This window comes from Kitasatospora sp. NPDC088779 (assembly GCF_040685395.1).
Classification (GTDB): Bacteria; Actinomycetota; Actinomycetes; order Streptomycetales; family Streptomycetaceae; genus Kitasatospora.
The window spans coordinates 30,690-48,983 of the sequence record NZ_JBFBHW010000051.1; the positions used below are offsets into that span (position 1 = coordinate 30,690).

The 18,294-nt window shown below is 74.8% G+C and carries 19 protein-coding genes; 11 read left to right on the forward strand and 8 right to left on the reverse strand.

Annotation, left to right across the window (positions count from 1 at the left end):
* Position 1 precedes the first annotated feature (1 nt).
* On the reverse strand, positions 2–628 hold the full coding sequence (locus tag AB0P03_RS33025; RefSeq protein ID WP_363584930.1) for an HAD family hydrolase: 627 nt from the start codon (positions 626–628) through the stop codon (positions 2–4).
* A 100-nt stretch (positions 629–728) separates the two neighbouring features.
* Here AB0P03_RS33025 and AB0P03_RS33030 point away from each other — a divergent pair, with 100 nt between their 5' ends.
* The 5 genes from AB0P03_RS33030 to AB0P03_RS33050 all read left to right on the forward strand — a co-directional run bounded on the left by AB0P03_RS33030 (position 729) and on the right by AB0P03_RS33050 (position 5,261).
* Positions 729–1,760: an iron ABC transporter permease gene (locus AB0P03_RS33030; protein ID WP_363632247.1), complete on the forward strand. Its 1,032-nt coding sequence runs from the start codon at positions 729–731 to the stop codon at positions 1,758–1,760.
* The gene (locus AB0P03_RS33035; RefSeq protein WP_363632249.1) at positions 1,757–2,833 is read left to right on the forward strand and encodes an iron ABC transporter permease; all 1,077 of its coding nucleotides are present in this window, start codon (positions 1,757–1,759) and stop codon (positions 2,831–2,833) included. Before AB0P03_RS33030 ends, AB0P03_RS33035 begins: the two co-directional genes overlap by 4 nt.
* Positions 2,833–3,639 (forward strand): ABC transporter ATP-binding protein, encoded by an 807-nt coding sequence (locus AB0P03_RS33040; protein WP_063348212.1) that lies wholly within the window; start codon positions 2,833–2,835, stop codon positions 3,637–3,639. Before AB0P03_RS33035 ends, AB0P03_RS33040 begins: the two co-directional genes overlap by 1 nt.
* Positions 3,640–3,705: 66 nt before the next feature.
* Positions 3,706–4,677, forward strand: coding sequence for an iron-siderophore ABC transporter substrate-binding protein (locus tag AB0P03_RS33045; protein WP_363584922.1), 972 nt, complete (start codon positions 3,706–3,708; stop codon positions 4,675–4,677).
* Between the two features lie 140 nt (positions 4,678–4,817).
* On the forward strand, positions 4,818–5,261 hold the full coding sequence (locus AB0P03_RS33050) for a MarR family transcriptional regulator (RefSeq protein ID WP_363584920.1): 444 nt from the start codon (positions 4,818–4,820) through the stop codon (positions 5,259–5,261).
* A 30-nt stretch (positions 5,262–5,291) separates the two neighbouring features.
* On the opposite strand, the gene AB0P03_RS33055 is transcribed toward AB0P03_RS33050, so the two are convergent.
* Complete coding sequence (locus AB0P03_RS33055; protein WP_363632251.1) at positions 5,292–5,891, reverse strand: short chain dehydrogenase; 600 nt, start codon at positions 5,889–5,891, stop codon at positions 5,292–5,294.
* A 122-nt stretch (positions 5,892–6,013) separates the two neighbouring features.
* On the opposite strand from AB0P03_RS33055, the gene AB0P03_RS33060 reads away from it, so the two are divergent.
* Complete coding sequence (locus AB0P03_RS33060; protein ID WP_363584916.1) at positions 6,014–6,880, forward strand: LysR family transcriptional regulator; 867 nt, start codon at positions 6,014–6,016, stop codon at positions 6,878–6,880.
* Positions 6,881–6,912: 32 nt separating this feature from the next.
* Here AB0P03_RS33060 and AB0P03_RS33065 read toward each other — a convergent pair whose 3' ends face one another.
* Positions 6,913–7,533 carry a cysteine hydrolase gene (locus AB0P03_RS33065; protein WP_363632253.1) on the reverse strand — a complete coding sequence of 207 codons (621 nt, stop codon included), beginning with the start codon at positions 7,531–7,533 and terminating at the stop codon, positions 6,913–6,915.
* 72 nt (positions 7,534–7,605) lie between these two features.
* Positions 7,606–9,021, reverse strand: coding sequence for an MFS transporter (locus tag AB0P03_RS33070; protein WP_363632255.1), 1,416 nt, complete (start codon positions 9,019–9,021; stop codon positions 7,606–7,608).
* Positions 9,022–9,272: 251 nt separating this feature from the next.
* Between AB0P03_RS33070 and AB0P03_RS33075 the strand changes: the two genes are divergently transcribed.
* Together AB0P03_RS33075 and AB0P03_RS33080 are read left to right on the forward strand one after the other, a co-directional pair.
* Positions 9,273–9,878: a TIGR03086 family metal-binding protein gene (locus AB0P03_RS33075; RefSeq protein ID WP_363584910.1), complete on the forward strand. Its 606-nt coding sequence runs from the start codon at positions 9,273–9,275 to the stop codon at positions 9,876–9,878.
* Between the two features lie 227 nt (positions 9,879–10,105).
* Entirely contained in the window at positions 10,106–10,468 is a 363-nt protein-coding gene (locus AB0P03_RS33080; RefSeq protein WP_363584908.1) for a nuclear transport factor 2 family protein, read from the forward strand.
* Positions 10,469–10,546: 78 nt separating this feature from the next.
* Here AB0P03_RS33080 and AB0P03_RS33085 read toward each other — a convergent pair whose 3' ends face one another.
* Both AB0P03_RS33085 and AB0P03_RS33090 read right to left on the reverse strand, forming a co-directional pair.
* Positions 10,547–11,023 (reverse strand): hypothetical protein, encoded by a 477-nt coding sequence (locus tag AB0P03_RS33085; protein WP_363632256.1) that lies wholly within the window; start codon positions 11,021–11,023, stop codon positions 10,547–10,549.
* Positions 11,024–11,077: 54 nt separating this feature from the next.
* On the reverse strand, positions 11,078–11,728 hold the full coding sequence (locus AB0P03_RS33090) for a hypothetical protein (protein ID WP_363632257.1): 651 nt from the start codon (positions 11,726–11,728) through the stop codon (positions 11,078–11,080).
* Between the two features lie 102 nt (positions 11,729–11,830).
* Here AB0P03_RS33090 and AB0P03_RS33095 point away from each other — a divergent pair, with 102 nt between their 5' ends.
* Positions 11,831–12,565 (forward strand): TetR/AcrR family transcriptional regulator, encoded by a 735-nt coding sequence (locus AB0P03_RS33095; protein WP_363584902.1) that lies wholly within the window; start codon positions 11,831–11,833, stop codon positions 12,563–12,565.
* Here the strand turns inward: AB0P03_RS33095 and AB0P03_RS33100 are convergent.
* Positions 12,462–13,301 carry a hypothetical protein gene (locus tag AB0P03_RS33100; RefSeq protein WP_363584900.1) on the reverse strand — a complete coding sequence of 280 codons (840 nt, stop codon included), beginning with the start codon at positions 13,299–13,301 and terminating at the stop codon, positions 12,462–12,464. The two genes, AB0P03_RS33095 and AB0P03_RS33100, sit on opposite strands and share 104 nt — an antisense overlap.
* 343 nt (positions 13,302–13,644) lie before the next feature.
* Between AB0P03_RS33100 and AB0P03_RS33105 the strand changes: the two genes are divergently transcribed.
* Positions 13,645–16,146: a helicase C-terminal domain-containing protein gene (locus AB0P03_RS33105; RefSeq protein ID WP_363632258.1), complete on the forward strand. Its 2,502-nt coding sequence runs from the start codon at positions 13,645–13,647 to the stop codon at positions 16,144–16,146.
* A gap of 20 nt (positions 16,147–16,166) precedes the next feature.
* On the opposite strand, the gene AB0P03_RS33110 is transcribed toward AB0P03_RS33105, so the two are convergent.
* Positions 16,167–16,418 (reverse strand): hypothetical protein, encoded by a 252-nt coding sequence (locus tag AB0P03_RS33110; RefSeq protein ID WP_280678786.1) that lies wholly within the window; start codon positions 16,416–16,418, stop codon positions 16,167–16,169.
* Positions 16,419–16,607: 189 nt separating this feature from the next.
* Here AB0P03_RS33110 and AB0P03_RS33115 point away from each other — a divergent pair, with 189 nt between their 5' ends.
* On the forward strand, positions 16,608–18,245 hold the full coding sequence (locus AB0P03_RS33115) for a DNA repair helicase XPB (protein ID WP_063348223.1): 1,638 nt from the start codon (positions 16,608–16,610) through the stop codon (positions 18,243–18,245).
* Positions 18,246–18,294: the final 49 nt, after the last annotated feature.

Sequence of the window (18,294 nt, forward strand, 5' to 3'; positions counted from 1 at the left end):
CTCAGTCGGCCAGGTGGGCGTCGAGCCAGGCCGGGAAGCCGGTGAGGTCCGCCAGCACCACGTCCGCCCCGGCCGCGCGCAGTTCGTCCGCGCTGTACGGGCCGGTGGCCACGCACACCGCGACGGCGTCCGCGTGCCGGGCGCCCCGGATGTCGCCGAGGTGGTCGCCGACGTAGACGCTCGCGCCGTGCTCGCGCAGCGCCTCGCCCTTGGTCTCCGCCCAGAGGTCGCCGACCAGCGCGTCCGCGTGCAGCCCGGCGTGCTCCAGGTGGAGGCGGGCGTTCGGCTCGTACTTGCCGGTGATCACCGCGACCCGGCCGCCGTGGTCGCGGACCGCCTCGACGGCGGCGTGCGCGCCGGGGAGGGCGACGGTCGGGGCGAAGGCGAGGTCGCGGTAGAGCTCGCGGTAGCGGGTGACGGCGCGCTCCACCTCGTCCTCCGGGAACCAGTTGCGGATCTCGTCCAGCAGCGGCGGGCCGAGCCGGGTGACCACCAGGTCGGCGTCGATGCGGGCGCCGGTCTCGGCCGCGAGCGCCAGGTAGGTGGCGTGGATCCCCGGCCGGGTGTCCAGCAGCGTCATGTCGAGGTCGAAGCCGACGGTGAGCGGGGCGGTGCGGGTCTCGGGCATGCCGCCAGGCTATCCAACGGGCGGTTCGGGGGGACGAGGCAATTTGCCCCGGCTTCCGACGGGAACTTAGGTTTACCTGAGTTGTCTGCGGAGAGGGCCCATGACCGACACCACCGCGCCACCCGGCGCGCGACGGACAGCGCGCCGCCGAATACTGTGGCTCGCCGCCGCGCTGGCCGTCCTGGCCGCCGCGGTGCTGCTGAGCCTGGCGGTCGGCAGCCGCACCATCCCCTTCGGCGACACCCTCGACGCCCTGCTGCACGGCGGCGACACGGCCAACGCCGTCGTCGTCCGCGAGCTGCGGGTGCCGCGCACCGTCGTCGGGCTGGCCGTCGGCGCGGCGCTCGGCCTCGCCGGAGCCGTCATGCAGGGCCTCACCCGCAACCCGATCGCCGACCCCGGCATCCTCGGCGTCTCCCAGGGCGCGGCGGCCGGCGTGGTCCTCGCCATCTCCGGCTTCGGCGTCTCCACCCTCACCGGCTACGTCTGGTTCGGCTTCGCGGGCGCCGTGATCGCCACCGTGCTCGTGTACGGCCTGGCCGGGCGCGGCCGGGGCGGGGCCACGCCGATCAAGCTGGCGCTGGCCGGCTCGGCGATGTCCGCGTTCATCGCCTCGCTCAACACCATGGTGCTGACGACCGACGCGGCCACCATGGACCAGTTCCGCTTCTGGCACGTCGGCTCGCTCTCCGGGCGGACCTCGGACGTGGCCTGGCAGCTGCTGCCGTTCCTCGCCGTCGGCACGGTGCTGGTGGTCGCGGTGGCCCGCGGCCTGGACGCGCTCGCGCTCGGCGAGGACACCGCCAAGGGCCTCGGCGCCAAGACCGGCCTGGTCCGGGCGGTCGGCGCGCTCGGCGCGACGGTGCTGACCGGCTCGGCCGTCGCGGCCGCCGGGCCGATCGCCTTCGTCGGCCTCGCCGTCCCGCACGCGGCGCGGGCCGTCGCCGGCGCGGACCACCGCTGGGCGCTCGCCTTCTCCGCCGTCCTCGGCCCGGCCCTGCTGCTGCTCGCCGACACCCTGGGGCGGGTCCTCTTCCCGCCGTCGGAGGTCCCGGCGGGCGTGATGACGGCGCTCGTCGGCGTCCCGGTCCTGGTCGCGCTGGTGCGCCGCCGGAAGGTGGTCGCGTCATGAGCGCGCAGGGTGTGCGAACCGTCGGGCGCGGCGCCGTCTCCCCGCGCGGGTACGCCGTGCTGCGGGCCGGGCGGGCGTCCGTGCTGCTGCACCGCCGGTCGGCGGTGGTGGCGCTGGGCCTGCTGGTCGCGCTGGCCGGGACGGTCGTCGCCTCGCTCTGCCTGGGCGAGTCGGCCGTGTCCCCGGTCGAGGTGGTGAAGGTGGTGCTCGGGCAGCCGAGCCCGCACGAGCTGGTGGTCGGCGAGTTCCGGCTGCCCCGGGTGGTCGTGGGCCTGCTGGTCGGCACCGCTCTGGGGCTGGCCGGGGCACTGATCCAGACCGTCGCCCGCAATCCGCTGGCCAGCCCCGACGTGGTGGGCGTGACCTGGGGCGCGACCGCCACCGTCGTCGGGCTGATGGCGTACGGCGTGGTCGGCTCGACCGGTCAGGCCCCGTACGCGGCGGTGGCGGGCGGGCTGGTGGCCGGGCTGCTGGTGTACGCGCTGGCGTGGCGGCGCGGCCTGCACGCGCAGCGCTTCGTGCTGATCGGGATCGGGATCAGCGTGGCCCTGTCCTCGCTGACCTCCGTGTTCCTGACCAAGGGCGACGGCTTCCAGGCGCAGGCCGCGAAGGTCTGGATGACGGGCAGCCTGAACGGCGCCGGCTACGACCAGGCCGGCTGGCTGGCCTGGGTGCTGCTCGCCGCCGTGCCCGTCGTCCTGTGGGCGGCGCGGGCGCAGCGCTCGATCTCCTTCGACGACGCGACGGCCGTCGGTCTGGGCCTGCGGCTGGACCGGATCCGCCTCGGCATGGCGCTGCTGGGCATCGTGCTGGCCTCGTGCGCGGCGGGCGCCGCCGGGCCGGTGGACTTCGTGGCGCTGATGGCCCCGCAGATCGCGCTGCGGCTGGTCCGGTCCGCGCAGGTCCCGCTGTTCTGCTCGGCACTGACGGGCGCGCTGGTGGTCGTGCTGGCCGATCTGATCGCCCGGCGGCTGGTGGCGCCGACCGAGCTGCCGGTGGGCGTGGTGACCGGCATGGTCGGCGCGCCGTACTTGATGTGGCTGCTGATTCGTTCCCGTCGTGGAGGTTCCTGATGTCCGCTCACCGTCTGGAGGCCCGGGGCCTCACCCTGGCCTACGAGGCGCGCACGGTCGTCGAGGGCCTGGACGTCGGCATCCCGGACGGGCGGGTGACGGTGATCGTCGGCCCGAACGCCTGCGGCAAGTCGACGCTGCTGCGGGCCCTGGGGCGCCTGCTGAAGCCGGTCCGGGGCGCGGTGCTGCTGGACGGCGAGGAGCTGGCGCGGATCCCGACGAAGCGGATCGCCCAGCGGCTGGGCCTGCTGCCGCAGTCGCCGACGGCGCCGGAGGGCATCTCGGTGGCGGACCTGGTCTCGCGGGGCCGCCAGCCGCACCAGAGCTGGTGGCAGCAGTGGTCGCCGGAGGACGAGGCGGCGGTGACGGAGGCGCTGGAGCGGACGTCCACGGCGGAGCTGGCCGAGCGCAGCATGGACGAGCTGTCCGGCGGCCAGCGGCAGCGGGCGTGGATCGCGATGGCGCTGGCGCAGGGCACGGACATCCTGCTGCTGGACGAGCCGACCACCTACCTGGACATCGCGCACCAGGTGGAGGTGCTGGACCTGGTCCGCCGGCTGAACGTCGAGCGCGGCCGGACGGTGGTGGCGGTGCTGCACGACCTCAACCAGGCGGCCCGGTACGCGGACCACCTGGTGGCGATGCGGGACGGCCGGGTGGTGGCGCAGGGCGCGCCGACCGAGGTGGTGACGGCCGAGCTGGTGCGGGAGGTGTTCGGGCTGGAGTCGGTGGTGGTGCCGGACCCGGTGACGGGCACGCCGTTGGTCGTTCCGGGGGCCCCGTGGGCGGCGGCCGTGGACGCCTGACGGCAATTCCACACCAAACCGGACATAATCGGCGCGCCCCCGAAGCCTCACTCCCGAGGACCGCCGATGCACCGGATCGCCCGCCGTTCGTTCCTCGCCGGTCTCGGCGGGGCCGCGCTCGCGGCCTGCACGACCCGGCGGTCGGCGCCGCCGACCGCCGACGGCCTGGGCGCGTCCGCCTCGCCCACCCCGGTGCCGCCGGTCACGGTGGACGCGGCCACCGGGCCGGTGCTGGTGCCGGGCGAGCCGCTGCGGGTGGTCGTCCTCGACACGGACGTGCTGGACTCCGCGCTGACCCTCGGCATCACCCCGGTGGGCGCCGCGCTGCCGGCCGCCGACATCCGGTTCCCCGCCTACTGGCCGGCCTCCCGGGTCGCCGGGATCCACCGGGTCGGCCTGGCCGGCGCCCCGGACCTGGTCGCGATCCGGGCGCTGCGGCCTGACCTGATCCTCTCCAACCAGGCGCGCGACGGCGACCGCTACGACCAGTTGCGGGAGATCGCGCCGACCGTGCTCACCCAGACCACCGGCGCGCCGTGGAAGGCCGACTTCCAGGTGCACGCCCAGGCGTTGAGCCGGGAGGCCGCGGCGGCGGCCTTCGTCTCCTCGTACCAGCGGCACGCCAACCAGGTGGTGCAGGCCCTGTCGGCGGCGAAGGCGTCCGGCCGGAAGGTGAGCCTGGTGCGGTTCGTGGAGGGCGGCGGGATCCGGCTGTTCGGGAAGCAGAGCTTCCCCGGGATCGTGCTGTCGGACGCCCAGGTGGGGCGGCCGGACGCGCAGAACGTCGACCAGTCCGACGTCGAGATCCCGCTGGACCAGATCGCGAAGGCGGACGGCGACCTGCTGCTGTACGCCACCTCCGGCGATCCGGCCCTGGCCGGCACCGACGCCGCACTGGAGAGCCCAGGTTGGCAGGCGCTGGGGGCGGTCAAGGCGCACCGGGCGTTCCCGGTGGACGACCAGCTGTGGTTCCAGGGGATCGGGTACACCGGCGCCAACTTCATGCTGGCCGAGCTGCAGCGCTTCCTGGAGGCATGACCCGCCGCGCGGCGTCGGGAGAGTCCGTACCGGACAGGCCAGGGCGTGGCGCGAGGATCCGCCGGACGGTCGGCCCCGCCCCCGTACGCCGGGGTTCCGGCGCCGGTCGGGGCGGCTGCGCCCTGCCATAAGCTGGCACGGTGAGTAGCGAACCGGCCCCGCCCGAGGACACCGCCGTCGAGCTGATGCGCGCGATGACGCGGCTGCGGGCGCGGCTGCGCACCGAGGCCCCGATCGACGACCTGCCGTGGAACTGGTCGCACCTGACCACCCTGCACCGCGTCGTGCAGGAAGGCCCGGCGACCGTGACCGAACTCGCCCAGGCCGAGCACGTGCGCCGCCAGTCCATGGCGGAGACCGTGGCCGCGCTGCGGGCCGGCGGCCTGGTCAGTGCCGCCAAGGACCCGAACGACGGGCGCAAGTCCCTCTTCAGCGCGACCCCGGCCGGAGCCGACCTGTGCGAGCGGATCCCGGCGGCGCGGGAGGCGTGGCTGGCCGAGGTGATCGGATCCACCCTCCGGGCCGGCGAGCGCAAGACGCTCGACCGGGCGGCGGAGATCATGAACCGCCTGGCGGACAGCTAGGGCCCGTCCTTCGCGCCGGCTCGGTTGCTTCTAGCGGACCCGGTAGATCTGGCCGGTCTGCGCGCCCTCGATCGAGCGGACGTACGCCGTCGCCACGCGGGTCGCGGGTACCGCCTCCATGCCGGGGAAGAAGGGCCCGTAGGCGGGCAGGGACTCCTCGACCACGGTCGGGCTCACCGCGTTGATCCGCTGGGGCGGGAGTTCGATCGCGGCGGCTCGTACGAACGCCTCGACGGCACCGTTCGCCGCGGATGCGGCCGCCCCGGCCACGATCGGCTCCTCGGTGAGGATCCCGCTGACCAGAGTGAACGAGCCGGTCCTGGCTACGTGTGAGGCGCCCTGGCGGACCAGCTCCAACTGGCTCAGCGCCTTGCCGCGGAACGTCGCCGCGACATCGCCGGCGGTCAGCTCGCCGAGCGGCTTGAACACGGCGGCGCCCGCCGCGACCGCGACCGCGTCCAGCGGGCCTGCCTGCGCGTACAGCCTGGCCACCGCTTCCGGGTCGGTGACATCGGCCACCAGGTCCCCGCCCGTGCGGCCCGCGCCGATCACCTCGTGGCCGCGCTCCGCGAGCGCCCGGCGCACCGCGCTGCCCAGCGTTCCACTCGCACCGACCAGAAGAATCCTCATGACCCACACCGTCCATCACGTCTCGGGACCGAACCCCGGGAACCGCCCCGGGTACCTGTGACGCTACGGATCACGCCCCGTCCCCGGAAATGCCGTTTGGGCAGGGACTATGCTCCACAGGCATGGATGATGTGGAACTGCGCCATCTCAGGGCCCTGGACGCGCTGGCCGAGGCGGGCACCGTCACCGCCGCCGCGGCCCGGCTACACATGACGCAGCCCGCCCTCTCCCGCACGCTTGCCCAGATGGAGACCCGCGTCGGCGTCCGGCTCGTCGACCGCTCCTCCCGGCACCTGGCCCTCACCCAGGCCGGCACCACCCTCCTCGAACACGCCCGGGCGATCCTCGCCCACCTGGATGCGGCCCTCGCGGACGCCCGGACGATCTCCCGCCCCCTACGGCTGGGCTACACCTGCGCGGTGCTCGGACAGCAGACCGTCCCGCTGCTCCGGTCGTGGCGCCGCACACACCCGCACGCCCCGCTCGAGGTGGTCCGACGGGACAACAGCACCGCGGGCCTCGCCACCGGGGACACCGACGTGGCGGTGCTCCGCACCGTCCCCGCCGATCCGCGTATCCGCACCGAGGCCCTCTACACGGAGGGCCAGGTCGCGGCCCTGTCCGACGACCACCCCCTTGCGGACCGGGACGGGGTGCTGCTGGCCGAACTCACCGTCGGCCAGGACCTCCCGCTGGCCCTGTGGCCGGGTGTCGGTACCGCCTCACCGGACCTGTGGCCCCCGGAGCAGTGCCCGGTCGGGACGGTCGAGGTGGGCAACGTGGACGAGTGGCTGAACCTCATCGCCACCGGCGGTGCGTTCGGCCTCGGCGCGGCAGGTACCGCGGAGAGCCACAGCCATCCGGGCGTCCGCTTCCTCCCGGTCTCGGACGCCCCTGGCGCCACCGTCTACCTCGCCCACCCCGCTCACCCCACCCATCCCCGGACGGCGGACTTCCTCACGGCGGTCCGGGAAGTGGTGAGCGGCTAGCGCCAGACCCCGTCGCACGTCTCCGCCGCGCCTCACCGGCTCCCGGGCACGCTCAGGGCGGCCAGGTCCGCGATGGCGACGATCCAGGCCTGGCGCGGGAAGACCTTCTCCATGAGCACCCGGTGCACCTCCGGGTCGGGGTCGGCGGTGGCGTCGGCCAGGACGAACAGGCGGTAGTCCTCGTCGGCCGCCTGCCGGAGGGTGGTCAGCACCACCCCGCTGGTGGAGAGCCCGGCGAGGACCAGGGTGTCCACGTCCCGCCCGCGCAGTTCGGCGCGCAGATCGGTGTCACCGGCGAAGACGCCGAAGCGCGTCTTGCGCACGGTCACGTCGTCCTCGCGGATCTCCAGGGACTCGTGCACGGCCGTCGCGGGGTGGCCGTCGGCGAGGTGGCCGGCCTCGGCGACCCGGGCGAAGGCCTTGTTGCGGGCGGGGACGGCGGCGAGGTCCGCCTCGGCGAACGCGACGCGGACGAAGACGACGTGCGTGCCGTGGGCGCGGGCCCAGGCCAGTGCCTCGCCCGCGCGGGCCAGCAGACCCTCCGGGTCGGGGACGGCGCCGAGGGCGGCGGGCTGGAAGTCCATCAACAGCAGCGCGGTGCGCGCGGGGTCGATCGCGGGCGCGGTCTCGGTCACGGTGGTCATGGTGGTCATGTCGTGGATCGGCTCTCTGCGGGTTGAGGTGGGCCCGGGCCGGGTGGGTCCGGGCCGGTTCGCCTGCGGCGGCTAGGACTCGGCGAGTCGGCGGTCGCAGGCGGTCAGGACGAGGAGGAGGGCGGAGATCGCGACCAGCACCCAGGCGATGGAGTGCAGGCCGGCGTCGCCCACCCGGTCGTGGAAGGCGGCGCCGGTGATCGCCGCCGAGGCGATGGAACCGAGGTAGCCGAAGGTGCGCAGCAGTCCGGAGGCGGTGCCGACCGTCGCGGCGGGGGCCTCCTGGTAGAGGACGGTCTGGTTGGCGACCGTCCCGGCGCCGGAGGTCAGCCCGAACACCGCGCTGACGGCGACGACCGCCGCCATCGGGGTGCCGACGCCCACGAACAGCACGGCCACCGCGCCGAGCAGCAGCAGCACCGCGCAGGCGATCAACGGCAGCCGCACGCCCGTCCGTCGTGCCACCGCCCGGGCGGTCACGGCGCTCAGGACGCCCATCGGCATCAGCGCCAGGCCGGCCTGGTAGGCGGACAGCCCGCGGGCCGCCTCCAGCCACTGGGTGAGCCCGTAGAGGATCACGTACGTGCCCATCAGCGTCAGGCCGTTGCGCACGTAGGTGCGGGTCAGGGCCCCGTTGGAGGCGAGCAGCCGGACGTCGAGGAACGGGTGGGCGGCGCGCAGTTCCCAGCCGACCAGCACGGCGGCGAGGACGAGGGCGGCGGCGAGCGCGGGCCAGTCCGGGCGCGGCAGGGCGGCGAGGAAGACCATCAGGGCGGTGAGCGAGCCGCCGAAGCCCAGCATGCCGGGCAGGTCGAGGCGGGAGGCGAGGGCGCGGGGTGAACCGAGGCGCACCGGGTCGGGGTCCGGCGCGATCCCGACCACGGCCAGGACCAGGGCGACGGCGGCGACCGGAATGTTGATCCAGAAGGCGGTCTGCCAGCCGAACCAGCCCACCAGCAGTCCGCCGAGGGCGGGGCCGACGGCGACGGTGGCGGCGCCGGTGATCGCCAGGCCGCCGAGCACCCCGCGCGGCGGGGCCTGGTAGCCGGCCTGTTCGGCGCGGCGGCGGATCAGCAGCATCGCGGCCGGGTAGCCGGCCGAGGTGCCCGCGCCGATCAGCACCCGGGCCGCGATCAGGGCGGCCATCGAGTGGGCCAGCGTGCCGACGATCCCGGCCGCGAACACCAGCACGATGCCGGCGACGAAGATCCGCCGGGGCCCGAACTCCTCGGCGAGCCGCCCGGCGGCGGGCTGGGCCAGCGCGCTGGTGAGGTACAGGCAGGAGATCAGGACCGCGGTGTCCCCGACGGGGAGGTGCAGGGCGGCCGCGATGGCCACCAGCGCGGTCGCGATGATCGAGCTGTTGACCGGGTTGAGCGAGGCCCCCAGGTACAGCGGGGCCACGAAGCGCGGGCCGAAGGGGTTGCCGGTGGGCGTCGCGGTCGTGGCCGTCTGCTGCGGGGTGTGGGTGTCACCGGGGAGAGGCATGTCGGCCCCCTTCCTCCGGAACCTCTGCGACGGAGCTGGCCTGCTGGGGAGGTCCCGGTAGAGATAGGCAGGCTGCCTGCTTAATATTAGCAGTCTGCCTGCCTACTCTGAACCGGTTGCCGCAGCCGGGGCGGCCACCGCGGGCCCCGGGCCGGCGCTCCTGGCCGGGGCCCGCGGCGTCGCTCCTGGTCAGGGCACCGGCCGTCGCGTTTCTTCAAGACCCGGCGGCCCGACCGGCGCAGGATCGGGGCATGAACGATCACCCGACCCGGGACACCCACCCGCTGCACCCCCTGCTGGCGCGCGCCGCCGCGGCCGCCGCCCGGGTCGCCGACGGCGTCCCGGCGGACCACCCGCTGGACGGCCCGACACCCTGCACGGACTTCGACGCCCGTGCGCTCGTCAACCACTGGGTGCTCTACACCTCGCACGGCCTGGAGCACCGGGCCCGCCGCACCGAACTGCCCGAGGAACTGGTCGACCGCGACTTCACCGCCGACCCCGGCTGGCCCGCCGCCTACGCGGCCCGGCTGGACCGCGCCGTCGCGACCTGGGCCGACCCGGCCGTCTGGGAGGGGCACGTCGACCTCGGCGGATCCTCGGCACCGGCGGAGGGCATCGCCCGGATGCTGATCGCGGAGCTCGTCCTGCACGGCTGGGACGTCGCCCGGACGACCGGCGGTCCGATCGGGATCGACGAGGAGCTCGCGCAGCTGGTGCTGGCGGTCGTCGAGGAGAACGCCGAGCTGTACCGCCGGTACGGCGGCTTCGCCGCCCCGGTGGCGGTGCCGGACGGCGCTCCGACGCTGGACCGCGCGCTGGCCGCCTCCGGGCGCGATCCGCGCTGGAACGGCTGAGCGCCTGGCTGCCCAAGCGCCCAAGCGCCCGACCGCCCGACCGCCCGACCACCTGACCGCCTGACCGCCTGGCTGCCCGAGCGCTCAGCCGGCCGCGCTCAGTCCGCCGCCCGCAGGGACGCACGGAGCCGGGCGTGCAGCAGGCGCACGGCCGGCGAGTGCTGGTCGGGTCGGGCGACCAGGCCGAGGCGGGCCCGGACCGGTGCGTCGACGACGGGGATGGAGGCATGACGACGACGAAGACTGCACGTGGGATTTCCGAGACCTACTTCGCGGCCTGGCAGGCGGGCGACTTCGAGACGCTGCGGGGGCTGCTGGCGGAGGACGTCGACTTCGTGGGCCCGCTGGCCACGGTGTCGGGGGTGGAGGAGGCCCTGGCCGGACTGAAGGGGCTCGGGCAGGTGCTGGAGAAGATCGAGGTGCACGCCCGGGTCGCCGAGGGGGACGACGTGATCACCTGGTTCGACCTGCACACGAGCATCGCGCCACCGGCGCCGACGGCGAACTGGAGCCACGTGGAGAACGGGAGGATCACCCGGATCCGGGTGACCTTCGACCCGCGGGGGCTGCTGGCGGGCTTCGCGCGCTGAGCGGAGGTCGCACCGGCCGCCGGGCTGAGCGATCCGGGCCCGACAGGGCGGGCGATCCGGGCCCGGCGGGGCGATGCCCTACTCGGCGTCGCTGTCCTGGATCTCCTCGGGCGGCGGCGCGAGGATGATCGGCCAGTCGTCCTCGGAGGCGAGGAGGTCTTCGAGCGGGGTGCCGGGGCCGGCGGTGAAGACGGCCAGCCCCTCGTCGAACCAGGCGGGCAGCACCGGATCGACGGTCGTCCCGGCGCGCAGGACCAGGTGGGCGCGCGGGTCGACGGTCGAGCGGTCGGGGAAGTCGGCGGGGTCGACGCCCACCTGCTCCAGCGCCACCGGGTAGACGGCCACCGAGATCGCCAGCCGGTCCCCCTCCAGGGAGGGCTCGAACCAACCGTCCGTCTGCACCAGGTAGAACACCCCGTCGCCCTCGTAGCAGTACGAGCCGAGCCGGTCCAGGGCGCGCTCACCGGGGGTGCCGTCGGGGTCGACGACCAGGACCGCGGCGGGCGCGTCCGGTTCGTCGGGATTCGGGCCGGGCCGTACGTACAGGCGGGCCATCGGGCACCTCCGGGTCGTGGCGGGTCGGGCGGGGCTCAGCGGGTCGGGCCCAAGCTACCGTCGCGCCAGGCGACCGCGAACCGCCCAGGCCACCGCACCGAGGGCGAAGCCGTAGACCGCCACCAGGCCGTGTCCGTTGTCCTGGGCGAGCCACATGGCGAGGCCCAGCACCGGGACGCCGACCGCCAGGGCGCGCTCCTTGGGGAGGCGGGTGCGGGTGAGGAAGGCGAGGGCCAGGGTGGCGCCGAGGAAGTAGGTGGCGCCGGAGCTGCCGGCGAAGTTGCGGGGGTCGGTGCTGGGGCCGTCGCCGAAGCCGAGCAGGTCGTCGATCCGGCCGGGCAGCAGGATGCCCGCGAGGAAGAACGCGAGGGTGAGCGGGCCGCCCCAGTACCACTGGGCGAGCACGGCGACGGCGGCGAGGGTGGCGAGGTTCCACAGGCCGCCGCCGAGGCCGCCGTTCTGCATGAACACCGAGGTGAACTCGCGCCACCAGCCGGACTTGGCGGGGTCGGCGTCGAGCGCGTCCATGGCACCGGACCAGAGCAGCTGGAGCAGCACGCCGCCGACGGCGAGCGCGGTCAGGGCGACCGCCGCCCACGGGATCGGCCGCCCCCGCAGCGTGTCCCGGCCGACCACACCGAGCCCGCAGTTGACCATCATGACCATCAGCGCGGCCGTGGTCACGTTGAACAGGATCGCCCCCATGACTGCCCCTCCCCCATCACATTCCAACGCCGTTCGAAAACCGGGCAGGGCAAAGCTAGCACAGTTTTCGAACAGTGTTGGAAAGCGTTGTACGGTGGAGCCATGAAGCTCACCAAGGAGCGCATCGTCGATGCGGGCATGGCCGTCTTCGCGGAGGTCGGCTACCACAACCTGTCCATGCGCCAGGTCGCCGACCGCCTCGACGCCCACGCCGGCAGCCTCTACTACCACGTGCGCGGCAAGGACGAGTTGCTCACCCTGATGGCCGACCGCGTCTGCCGACAGGCCTACGACACCGGCACCGCGGCCCTCGCCGCCCTCCCCCCCGACGCCACCTGGCGGGACCGGGTCGAGGCCCAGGCCGCCACCCTGCGCCGCAGCATCCAGCAACACCCCGGCGGCGCACTGCTCCTCGCCGAGAGCCCCGGCGTCCTCAGCTCCGGCGGCCTCTCCCTGATGGAACGCCTGCTGCGCACCCTCCTCGACGCCGGCCTGCCCACCGTCCACTGCGGCATCGCCGCCGACATCCTGCTCAGCCACGTCACCGGCTTCGTCCTCCAGGAACAGAACCAGCCACCGGCCCCACCACCCGTCAGCGCCGAGCTCTACGCCGACCTGTGCGCGGAGTTTCCGCTGATCATGGGCGAGTTGATCCCCCGAATCGGCCAGGACGAGAAGTTCACCCAGAGCATCCGACTGCTCTGCACCGGCTTCGCCGCCCTCGTCCCGGGCGTCAGCCCTGCTGCGGCGGACGACGGCGCAGGCTCAACAGCAGCAGCACCACCGCCGACAGCACCGCCGACAGGCGCAGCACGCCCGGGGCCGCCGACCAGCTGATCTGACTGAACTGCGCACCGGCCTGCACGCCCGCGCCGCCCTGGGCGCCCGGCTTGGCCTGCATGGCGTGCAGGGTGGCCGCGCTCATCGTGATCAGCGGGATCCCGAGGATGACGAACTTGCGCATCAGATCGGAGAGTTGGCGGGACAGGTAGCCGAGGGCCCAGCCGACCAGCATGGCCGGGAAGAAGCTCATGGCGGCGCCGCCGATCAGCAGCCCGCAGGAGAGCAGGACCAGCAGGGACGGCCGACGGGCCCCGACGCCCGCGCCCGCACTCGCGCCCGCACCGGCAGTTGCGCCCGCACCGGCACCGGCCTGGCCGGCGGGGGCGGTCGGCTGCGCCTTCGCCTTCCCCGCGGCGGTCGCCCTCCCCTTGGCCTTGCGCTGCTTCTTCCCCTTCGCCGAGGCCGCCGCAGCCGCCCCAGCCACAGCCCCCGCCGGATCGGCGGCCTGCGCACCCGCCGCTCCCGCCCCGTCCCCGGCACGCTGCTCGGGGATCGGCTTCGGCGGAGCCTGCGGCGCGTCCGAGAAGTTGAGCAGCACCAGATCCCAGCCGTTCGCGCCGGAGCTGTACACCTGGGGCGGCGGGATGGAGCCCGGATCGTCCTCGGGCCCGTCGAAACGCGGCTTGTCCAGCTGGACGGGCGGCGCCCCGGCCCCCGGGGTGCGCGGCGTCCGGGGCGGGTCCAGCGGCACCGACGGGGTCCCGCCGCCCGGCGCCGCCGTGTCGTACACGCTGTCCCCGTCGGAGGCACCGGACGGACCGGACGGACCGGAGGCGCCGGATGCACCCGAACCGCCCGAACCGCCCTTGTCGCCGGCAGCACCGGACCCGGCAGACCCGCCGGAGGCCCCCGCCCCGCCCCCCGAACGGCCGCTCCACGGCCCGCTCCTGCGCCACCACTCGCCGTCCGTCATCACCGACACCCCGCCTCGCGCCCGAACCCCGGCCCACCGAACCACCCTCGGCCGTGACGCTACCCACCCCGCCCCCGCCCGCGCGAGTCCTGAGGACCGGTCCACCACGGGCCGCCGCACGGACACCCCGCCGTCCGCCCGCCCGACTAACCTAGGTCGAATGACCACACAGCAGGGCCCTCAACGCCAGGGCAGGTCCGCCGCCGGCCCCCGCACCCTCGCCGAGGAGTTGCGCGCCCGCCCCGACGACGCGCTCGCCGCCCTGCTCCGCTCCCGCCCCGACCTGCTCAACCCCGTCCCCGGCGACCTCACCCAGCTGTCCGCCCGGCTCTCCTCCCGCGCCTCGGCGCTGCGCGCCCTGGAGCGCCTGGACCGCTTCACCCTGCAAGTCGCCGAGGCCCTGGCCACCGCCCCGGACGGCACCGGCCTGGCCACCGTCCGCACCCTGCTGACCGGCCCGGCCAAGGTCAAGCCGCACCCCGGCGCGACCCCGCTGACGCCCGCCGACCGGTCCGCCGTCGCCGCCGCCCTCCCCCGGGCGATCGCCACCCTGCGCGACCGGGCGCTGCTCTGGGGCCCGGACAACGGCCTGCGGCTGGTCCTCGCCGTCCGCGAGGCACTCGCCCCGACGGCCGCCAACCCCGGCCGCACCGGCCTCGGCCCGACCCTCTCCGACGCGACCGTCGGCATGTCCCCGGCCCGGCTGCAACAGCTGCTCGCCTCCGCCGGGCAGCCCGCCACCCCGGACCCGGTCACCGCCGTCGACGCGCTCACCTCCCTGCTGAACGACCGCGCCCGCTGCGCGGCGCTGCTCGACACCGCCCCCGAGGCCGCGCTGCGGCTACTGGAACGGCTGGTCTGGGGGCCGCCGACCGGCACCGTCCCGGACGCCACCCGCCCGGTCACCGCCGAGGACGCGCAGAGCCCCGTCGAGTGGCTGCTCGCCCGCGGGCTGCTGCTGCCCAGCGGGCCGGGCAGCGTCGTCCTGCCGCGCGAACTGGCCCTGCACCTGCGCGGCGGCCGCACCCACCGCGCCGTCGAGCCGGTCCAGCCCGAGCCCGCCCCGGCCGCCGCCCCGCGCGATCCACAGGCTGTGGACGGCGCGGCGGCCGGCCAGGCCCACACCGCCGTCAAGACCGTCGAGGAACTCCTCGACACCTGGGGCCTCACCCCGCCGCCCACGCTGCGCGCCGGCGGCCTCGGCGTCCGCGACCTCAAGCGCACCGCGCAGGCCCTGGAGACCACCGAGCAGCAGTCCGCCTTCTGGCTCGAACTCGCCTACGCCGCCGGACTGCTGGCCCCCGACGGCGAGGCCGACGAACGCTGGGCCCCGACCCCGGCCTACGACGGCTGGCTCCAGCGGGACACCGCCGAACGCTGGTCCGTCCTCGCCGCCGCCTGGCTCGCCGCCACCCGCGTCCCCGCCCTCACCGGCACCCCGGACGGCAAGGGCAAGCCGCGCGCCGCCCTCGGGCCCGAACTCGACCGCACCCTCGCCCCGTCCGTCCGCCGCGCCACCCTCGCGCTGCTCGCCGAGCTCCCGCCCGGCACCCCCGCCACCGCCGCCGAACTCCTGCCCACCCTGCGCTGGCAGCGCCCGCTGCGCGGCGGCCCGACCGGCCCGGACGGCCACGAGCTGCGCGACGACCTCACCGCCTGGACCCTCGCCGAGGCCGAACTCCTCGGCGTCACCGGCCGCGGCGCCCTCGCCGCCCCCGCCCGCGCCCTGCTCACCGCCGAATCCGACCCGGCCGAGGTGCTCGCCCCGCTGCTGCCGCAGCCGCTCGACCACGTGATCCTGCAACCGGACCTCACCGCGATCGCCCCCGGCCCGCTGCTCACCCCGCTCGCCCAGGCCCTCGCGCTGTGCGCCGACATCGAGTCCAAGGGCGGCGCCACCGTCTACCGCTTCACCCCGGTGTCCGTCCGCCGCGCCCTCGACGCCGGACGCACCGCCGCCGACCTGCGGGCCTTCCTGGAGCAGCACTCCCGGACGCCCGTCCCGCAGCCGCTCGCCTACCTGATCGACGACGTCGCCCGCCGGCACGGCATCCTGCGGGTCGGCGCCGCCTCCTCCTACCTGCGCTGCGACGACCCGTCCCTGCTGAACGAGGTCCTCGCCGACCGCCGCTCCGCCGACCTGCGGCTGCGGCTGCTCGCCCCCACCGTCCTCGCCGCCCAGGCCGCCCCGGACGCCCTGCTCGCCGCCCTGCGCGCGATGGGCTACGCCCCGGCCGCCGAGTCCGCCGAGGGCGACGTCCTGATCACCCGCCAGGACAGCCACCGCACCCCGCCCCGCACCGCCCCCGCGCCCGTCCCGGACGGCCCGCCGACCCCGGACGACACCCTGCTCGCCGCCGCCATCAAGGCCATCCGGGCCGGCGACCGCGCCGCCACCGTCAACCGCCGGGACTCCACCCCCGACCCGCGCCAGCTGCCCCGCACCGCCGCCGCCGAGACCCTCGCGGCCCTGCAGACCGCCGTCCTGCTCGGCGAACGGATGTGGATCGGCTACCTCAACGCCGAGGGCATCGCCAGCCAGCGGATCATCGACCCGGTCAAGGTCGAAGGCGGCTTCGTCACCGCCTTCGACCACCACGCCGACGAGCTCCGCACCTTCGCCCTGCACCGCATCACCGGCGTCGCGGAGCTCGACGAGTAACCCCGGCGGCAGGGCCGGGCTCAGTGCCCCTGCGACTCCTTCATCTTCTCCTTGACGGCCTTGTCCGCCAGGCTGCCGATCTCCCCCTGCCCGACCGGCAGCGAGCCGCCGCCGACCTGGTCGGCGATCAGGAATCCGGGCGCGGCGAGCAACCCGCCGGGCCCCTCCCCGATCCCCGCGAGGGCGTGCGCGGAGCCGGCGGACGAGGCGGTGGCCGCGAAGGCCGTGCCCATCAGGGCGAGAGCGGTGAGAACGCGCTTCGACTTCTTCATGACCGGCTCAACGAGCGATGCGCACCGTGGTCACCCGGCGCCGTCGCCCGGAGCGCGGGCTCGGTCGCCCGTACGAACGGAAGGAGCCCGTTCCCGTTCGGAAGGAGCCCGACCACGTTCGCCGCGGAATGCGCGACACTGGAGGGTCTGCGTCAATCCAGCCTGTCAGCCAGTGGAGGGCTTCCCCGCGTGAACGACGGACCGCTCATCGTCCAGAGTGACAAAACTCTTCTCCTGGAGATCGATCACCCCAAGGCCGCCGAGTGCCGCCGCGTCATCGCGCCGTTCGCCGAGTTGGAGCGCGCCCCCGAGCACGTGCACACGTACCGGGTGACTCCGCTCGGGCTGTGGAACGCGCGGGCGGCGGGGCACGACGCTGAGCAGGTGGTCGACGCCCTGGTGACGTACTCGCGCTACCCGGTGCCGCACGCGCTGCTGGTGGACGTGGCGGACACCATGGGCCGCTACGGGCGGCTCCAGCTGCTCAAGCACCCGACGCACGGGCTGGTGCTCGCCACCACCGACCGGCCGGTGCTGGAGGAGGTGCTGCGCTCCAAGAAGATCGCGCCGCTGGTCGGCGCCCGGGTCGACCCGGACACGGTGGTGGTGCACCCCTCCGAGCGCGGCCAGATCAAGCAGGTGCTGCTCAAGCTCGGCTGGCCGGCCGAGGACTTCGCCGGGTACGTGGACGGCGAGGCGCACCCGATCGAGCTGGACGAGGACGGCTGGCGGCTGCGCCCGTACCAGGCGCAGGCCGTCGAGGGCTTCTGGCACGGCGGCTCGGGCGTCGTGGTGCTGCCCTGCGGCGCCGGCAAGACGCTGGTCGGCGCGGCCGCGATGGCGCACGCCAAGTCGACGACGCTGATCCTGGTCACCAACACCGTCTCGGCCCGCCAGTGGAAGCACGAGCTGGTCAAGCGCACCTCGCTCACCGAGGAGGAGATCGGCGAGTACAGCGGGACGCGCAAGGAGATCCGCCCGGTCACCATCGCCACCTACCAGGTGATGACCACCAAGCGGAAGGGCGCCTACGCGCACCTGGAGCTGTTCGACGCCCGCAACTGGGGCCTGGTGGTCTACGACGAGGTGCACCTGCTGCCGGCGCCGGTGTTCAAGTTCACCGCCGACCTCCAGGCCCGCCGCCGCCTGGGCCTGACCGCGACGCTGGTGCGCGAGGACGGCCGCGAGGGCGACGTGTTCAGCCTGATCGGGCCCAAGCGCTTCGACGCGCCGTGGAAGGAGATCGAGGCACAGGGCTACATCGCGCCCGCCGACTGCTGCGAGGTGCGGGTCACCCTGACCGACTCGGAGCGCCTGGCGTACGCCACCGCCGAGCCCGAGGAGCGCTACCGCTTCTGCGCCACCACGGCGACCAAGCGGCGGGTGGTGGAGGCGCTGGTGAAGAAGCACGAGAAGGACCAGACGCTGGTCATCGGCCAGTACATCGACCAGCTGGACGAGCTCGGCGAGGTGCTGGACGCGCCCGTGATCAAGGGCGAGACCAGCAACGCCCAGCGCGAGAAGCTCTTCGAGGCGTTCCGCAACAAGGAGATCGGCGTCCTGGTGGTCTCCAAGGTCGCGAACTTCTCGATCGACCTGCCCGAGGCCACCGTGGCCATCCAGGTCTCCGGGACGTTCGGCTCCCGCCAGGAGGAGGCCCAGCGCCTGGGCCGCGTCCTGCGTCCGAAGGCGGACGGCCACTCGGCGCACTTCTACTCGGTGGTCGCCCGGGACACCGTGGACCAGGACTTCGCCGCCCACCGGCAGCGCTTCCTGGCCGAGCAGGGCTACGCGTACCGCATCATCGACGCGGACGACGTGCTGTAGGACGTGCGGTAGGACACGCCCCGGTACCGGACACCGTCGCGCCCGAGGA

Bases quoted from the DNA above. Each gene is read 5' to 3' on its own strand.
- AB0P03_RS33060 (WP_363584916.1), top strand. From the start codon at position 6,014: ATGGATGATGTGGAACTGCGCCATCTCAGGGCCCTGGACGCGCTGGCC.
- AB0P03_RS33025 (WP_363584930.1), bottom strand. From the start codon at position 628: ATGCCCGAGACCCGCACCGCCCCGCTCACCGTCGGCTTCGACCTCGAC.
- AB0P03_RS33105 (WP_363632258.1), top strand. From the start codon at position 13,645: ATGACCACACAGCAGGGCCCTCAACGCCAGGGCAGGTCCGCCGCCGGC.
- AB0P03_RS33040 (WP_063348212.1), top strand. From the start codon at position 2,833: ATGTCCGCTCACCGTCTGGAGGCCCGGGGCCTCACCCTGGCCTACGAG.
- AB0P03_RS33055 (WP_363632251.1), bottom strand. From the start codon at position 5,891: ATGAGGATTCTTCTGGTCGGTGCGAGTGGAACGCTGGGCAGCGCGGTG.
- AB0P03_RS33035 (WP_363632249.1), top strand. From the start codon at position 1,757: ATGAGCGCGCAGGGTGTGCGAACCGTCGGGCGCGGCGCCGTCTCCCCG.
- AB0P03_RS33030 (WP_363632247.1), top strand. From the start codon at position 729: ATGACCGACACCACCGCGCCACCCGGCGCGCGACGGACAGCGCGCCGC.
- AB0P03_RS33090 (WP_363632257.1), bottom strand. From the start codon at position 11,728: ATGGGGGCGATCCTGTTCAACGTGACCACGGCCGCGCTGATGGTCATG.
- AB0P03_RS33070 (WP_363632255.1), bottom strand. From the start codon at position 9,021: ATGCCTCTCCCCGGTGACACCCACACCCCGCAGCAGACGGCCACGACC.
- AB0P03_RS33085 (WP_363632256.1), bottom strand. From the start codon at position 11,023: ATGGCCCGCCTGTACGTACGGCCCGGCCCGAATCCCGACGAACCGGAC.
- AB0P03_RS33110 (WP_280678786.1), bottom strand. From the start codon at position 16,418: ATGAAGAAGTCGAAGCGCGTTCTCACCGCTCTCGCCCTGATGGGCACG.
- AB0P03_RS33045 (WP_363584922.1), top strand. From the start codon at position 3,706: ATGCACCGGATCGCCCGCCGTTCGTTCCTCGCCGGTCTCGGCGGGGCC.
- AB0P03_RS33080 (WP_363584908.1), top strand. From the start codon at position 10,106: ATGACGACGACGAAGACTGCACGTGGGATTTCCGAGACCTACTTCGCG.
- AB0P03_RS33065 (WP_363632253.1), bottom strand. From the start codon at position 7,533: ATGACCACCATGACCACCGTGACCGAGACCGCGCCCGCGATCGACCCC.
- AB0P03_RS33075 (WP_363584910.1), top strand. From the start codon at position 9,273: ATGAACGATCACCCGACCCGGGACACCCACCCGCTGCACCCCCTGCTG.
- AB0P03_RS33095 (WP_363584902.1), top strand. From the start codon at position 11,831: ATGAAGCTCACCAAGGAGCGCATCGTCGATGCGGGCATGGCCGTCTTC.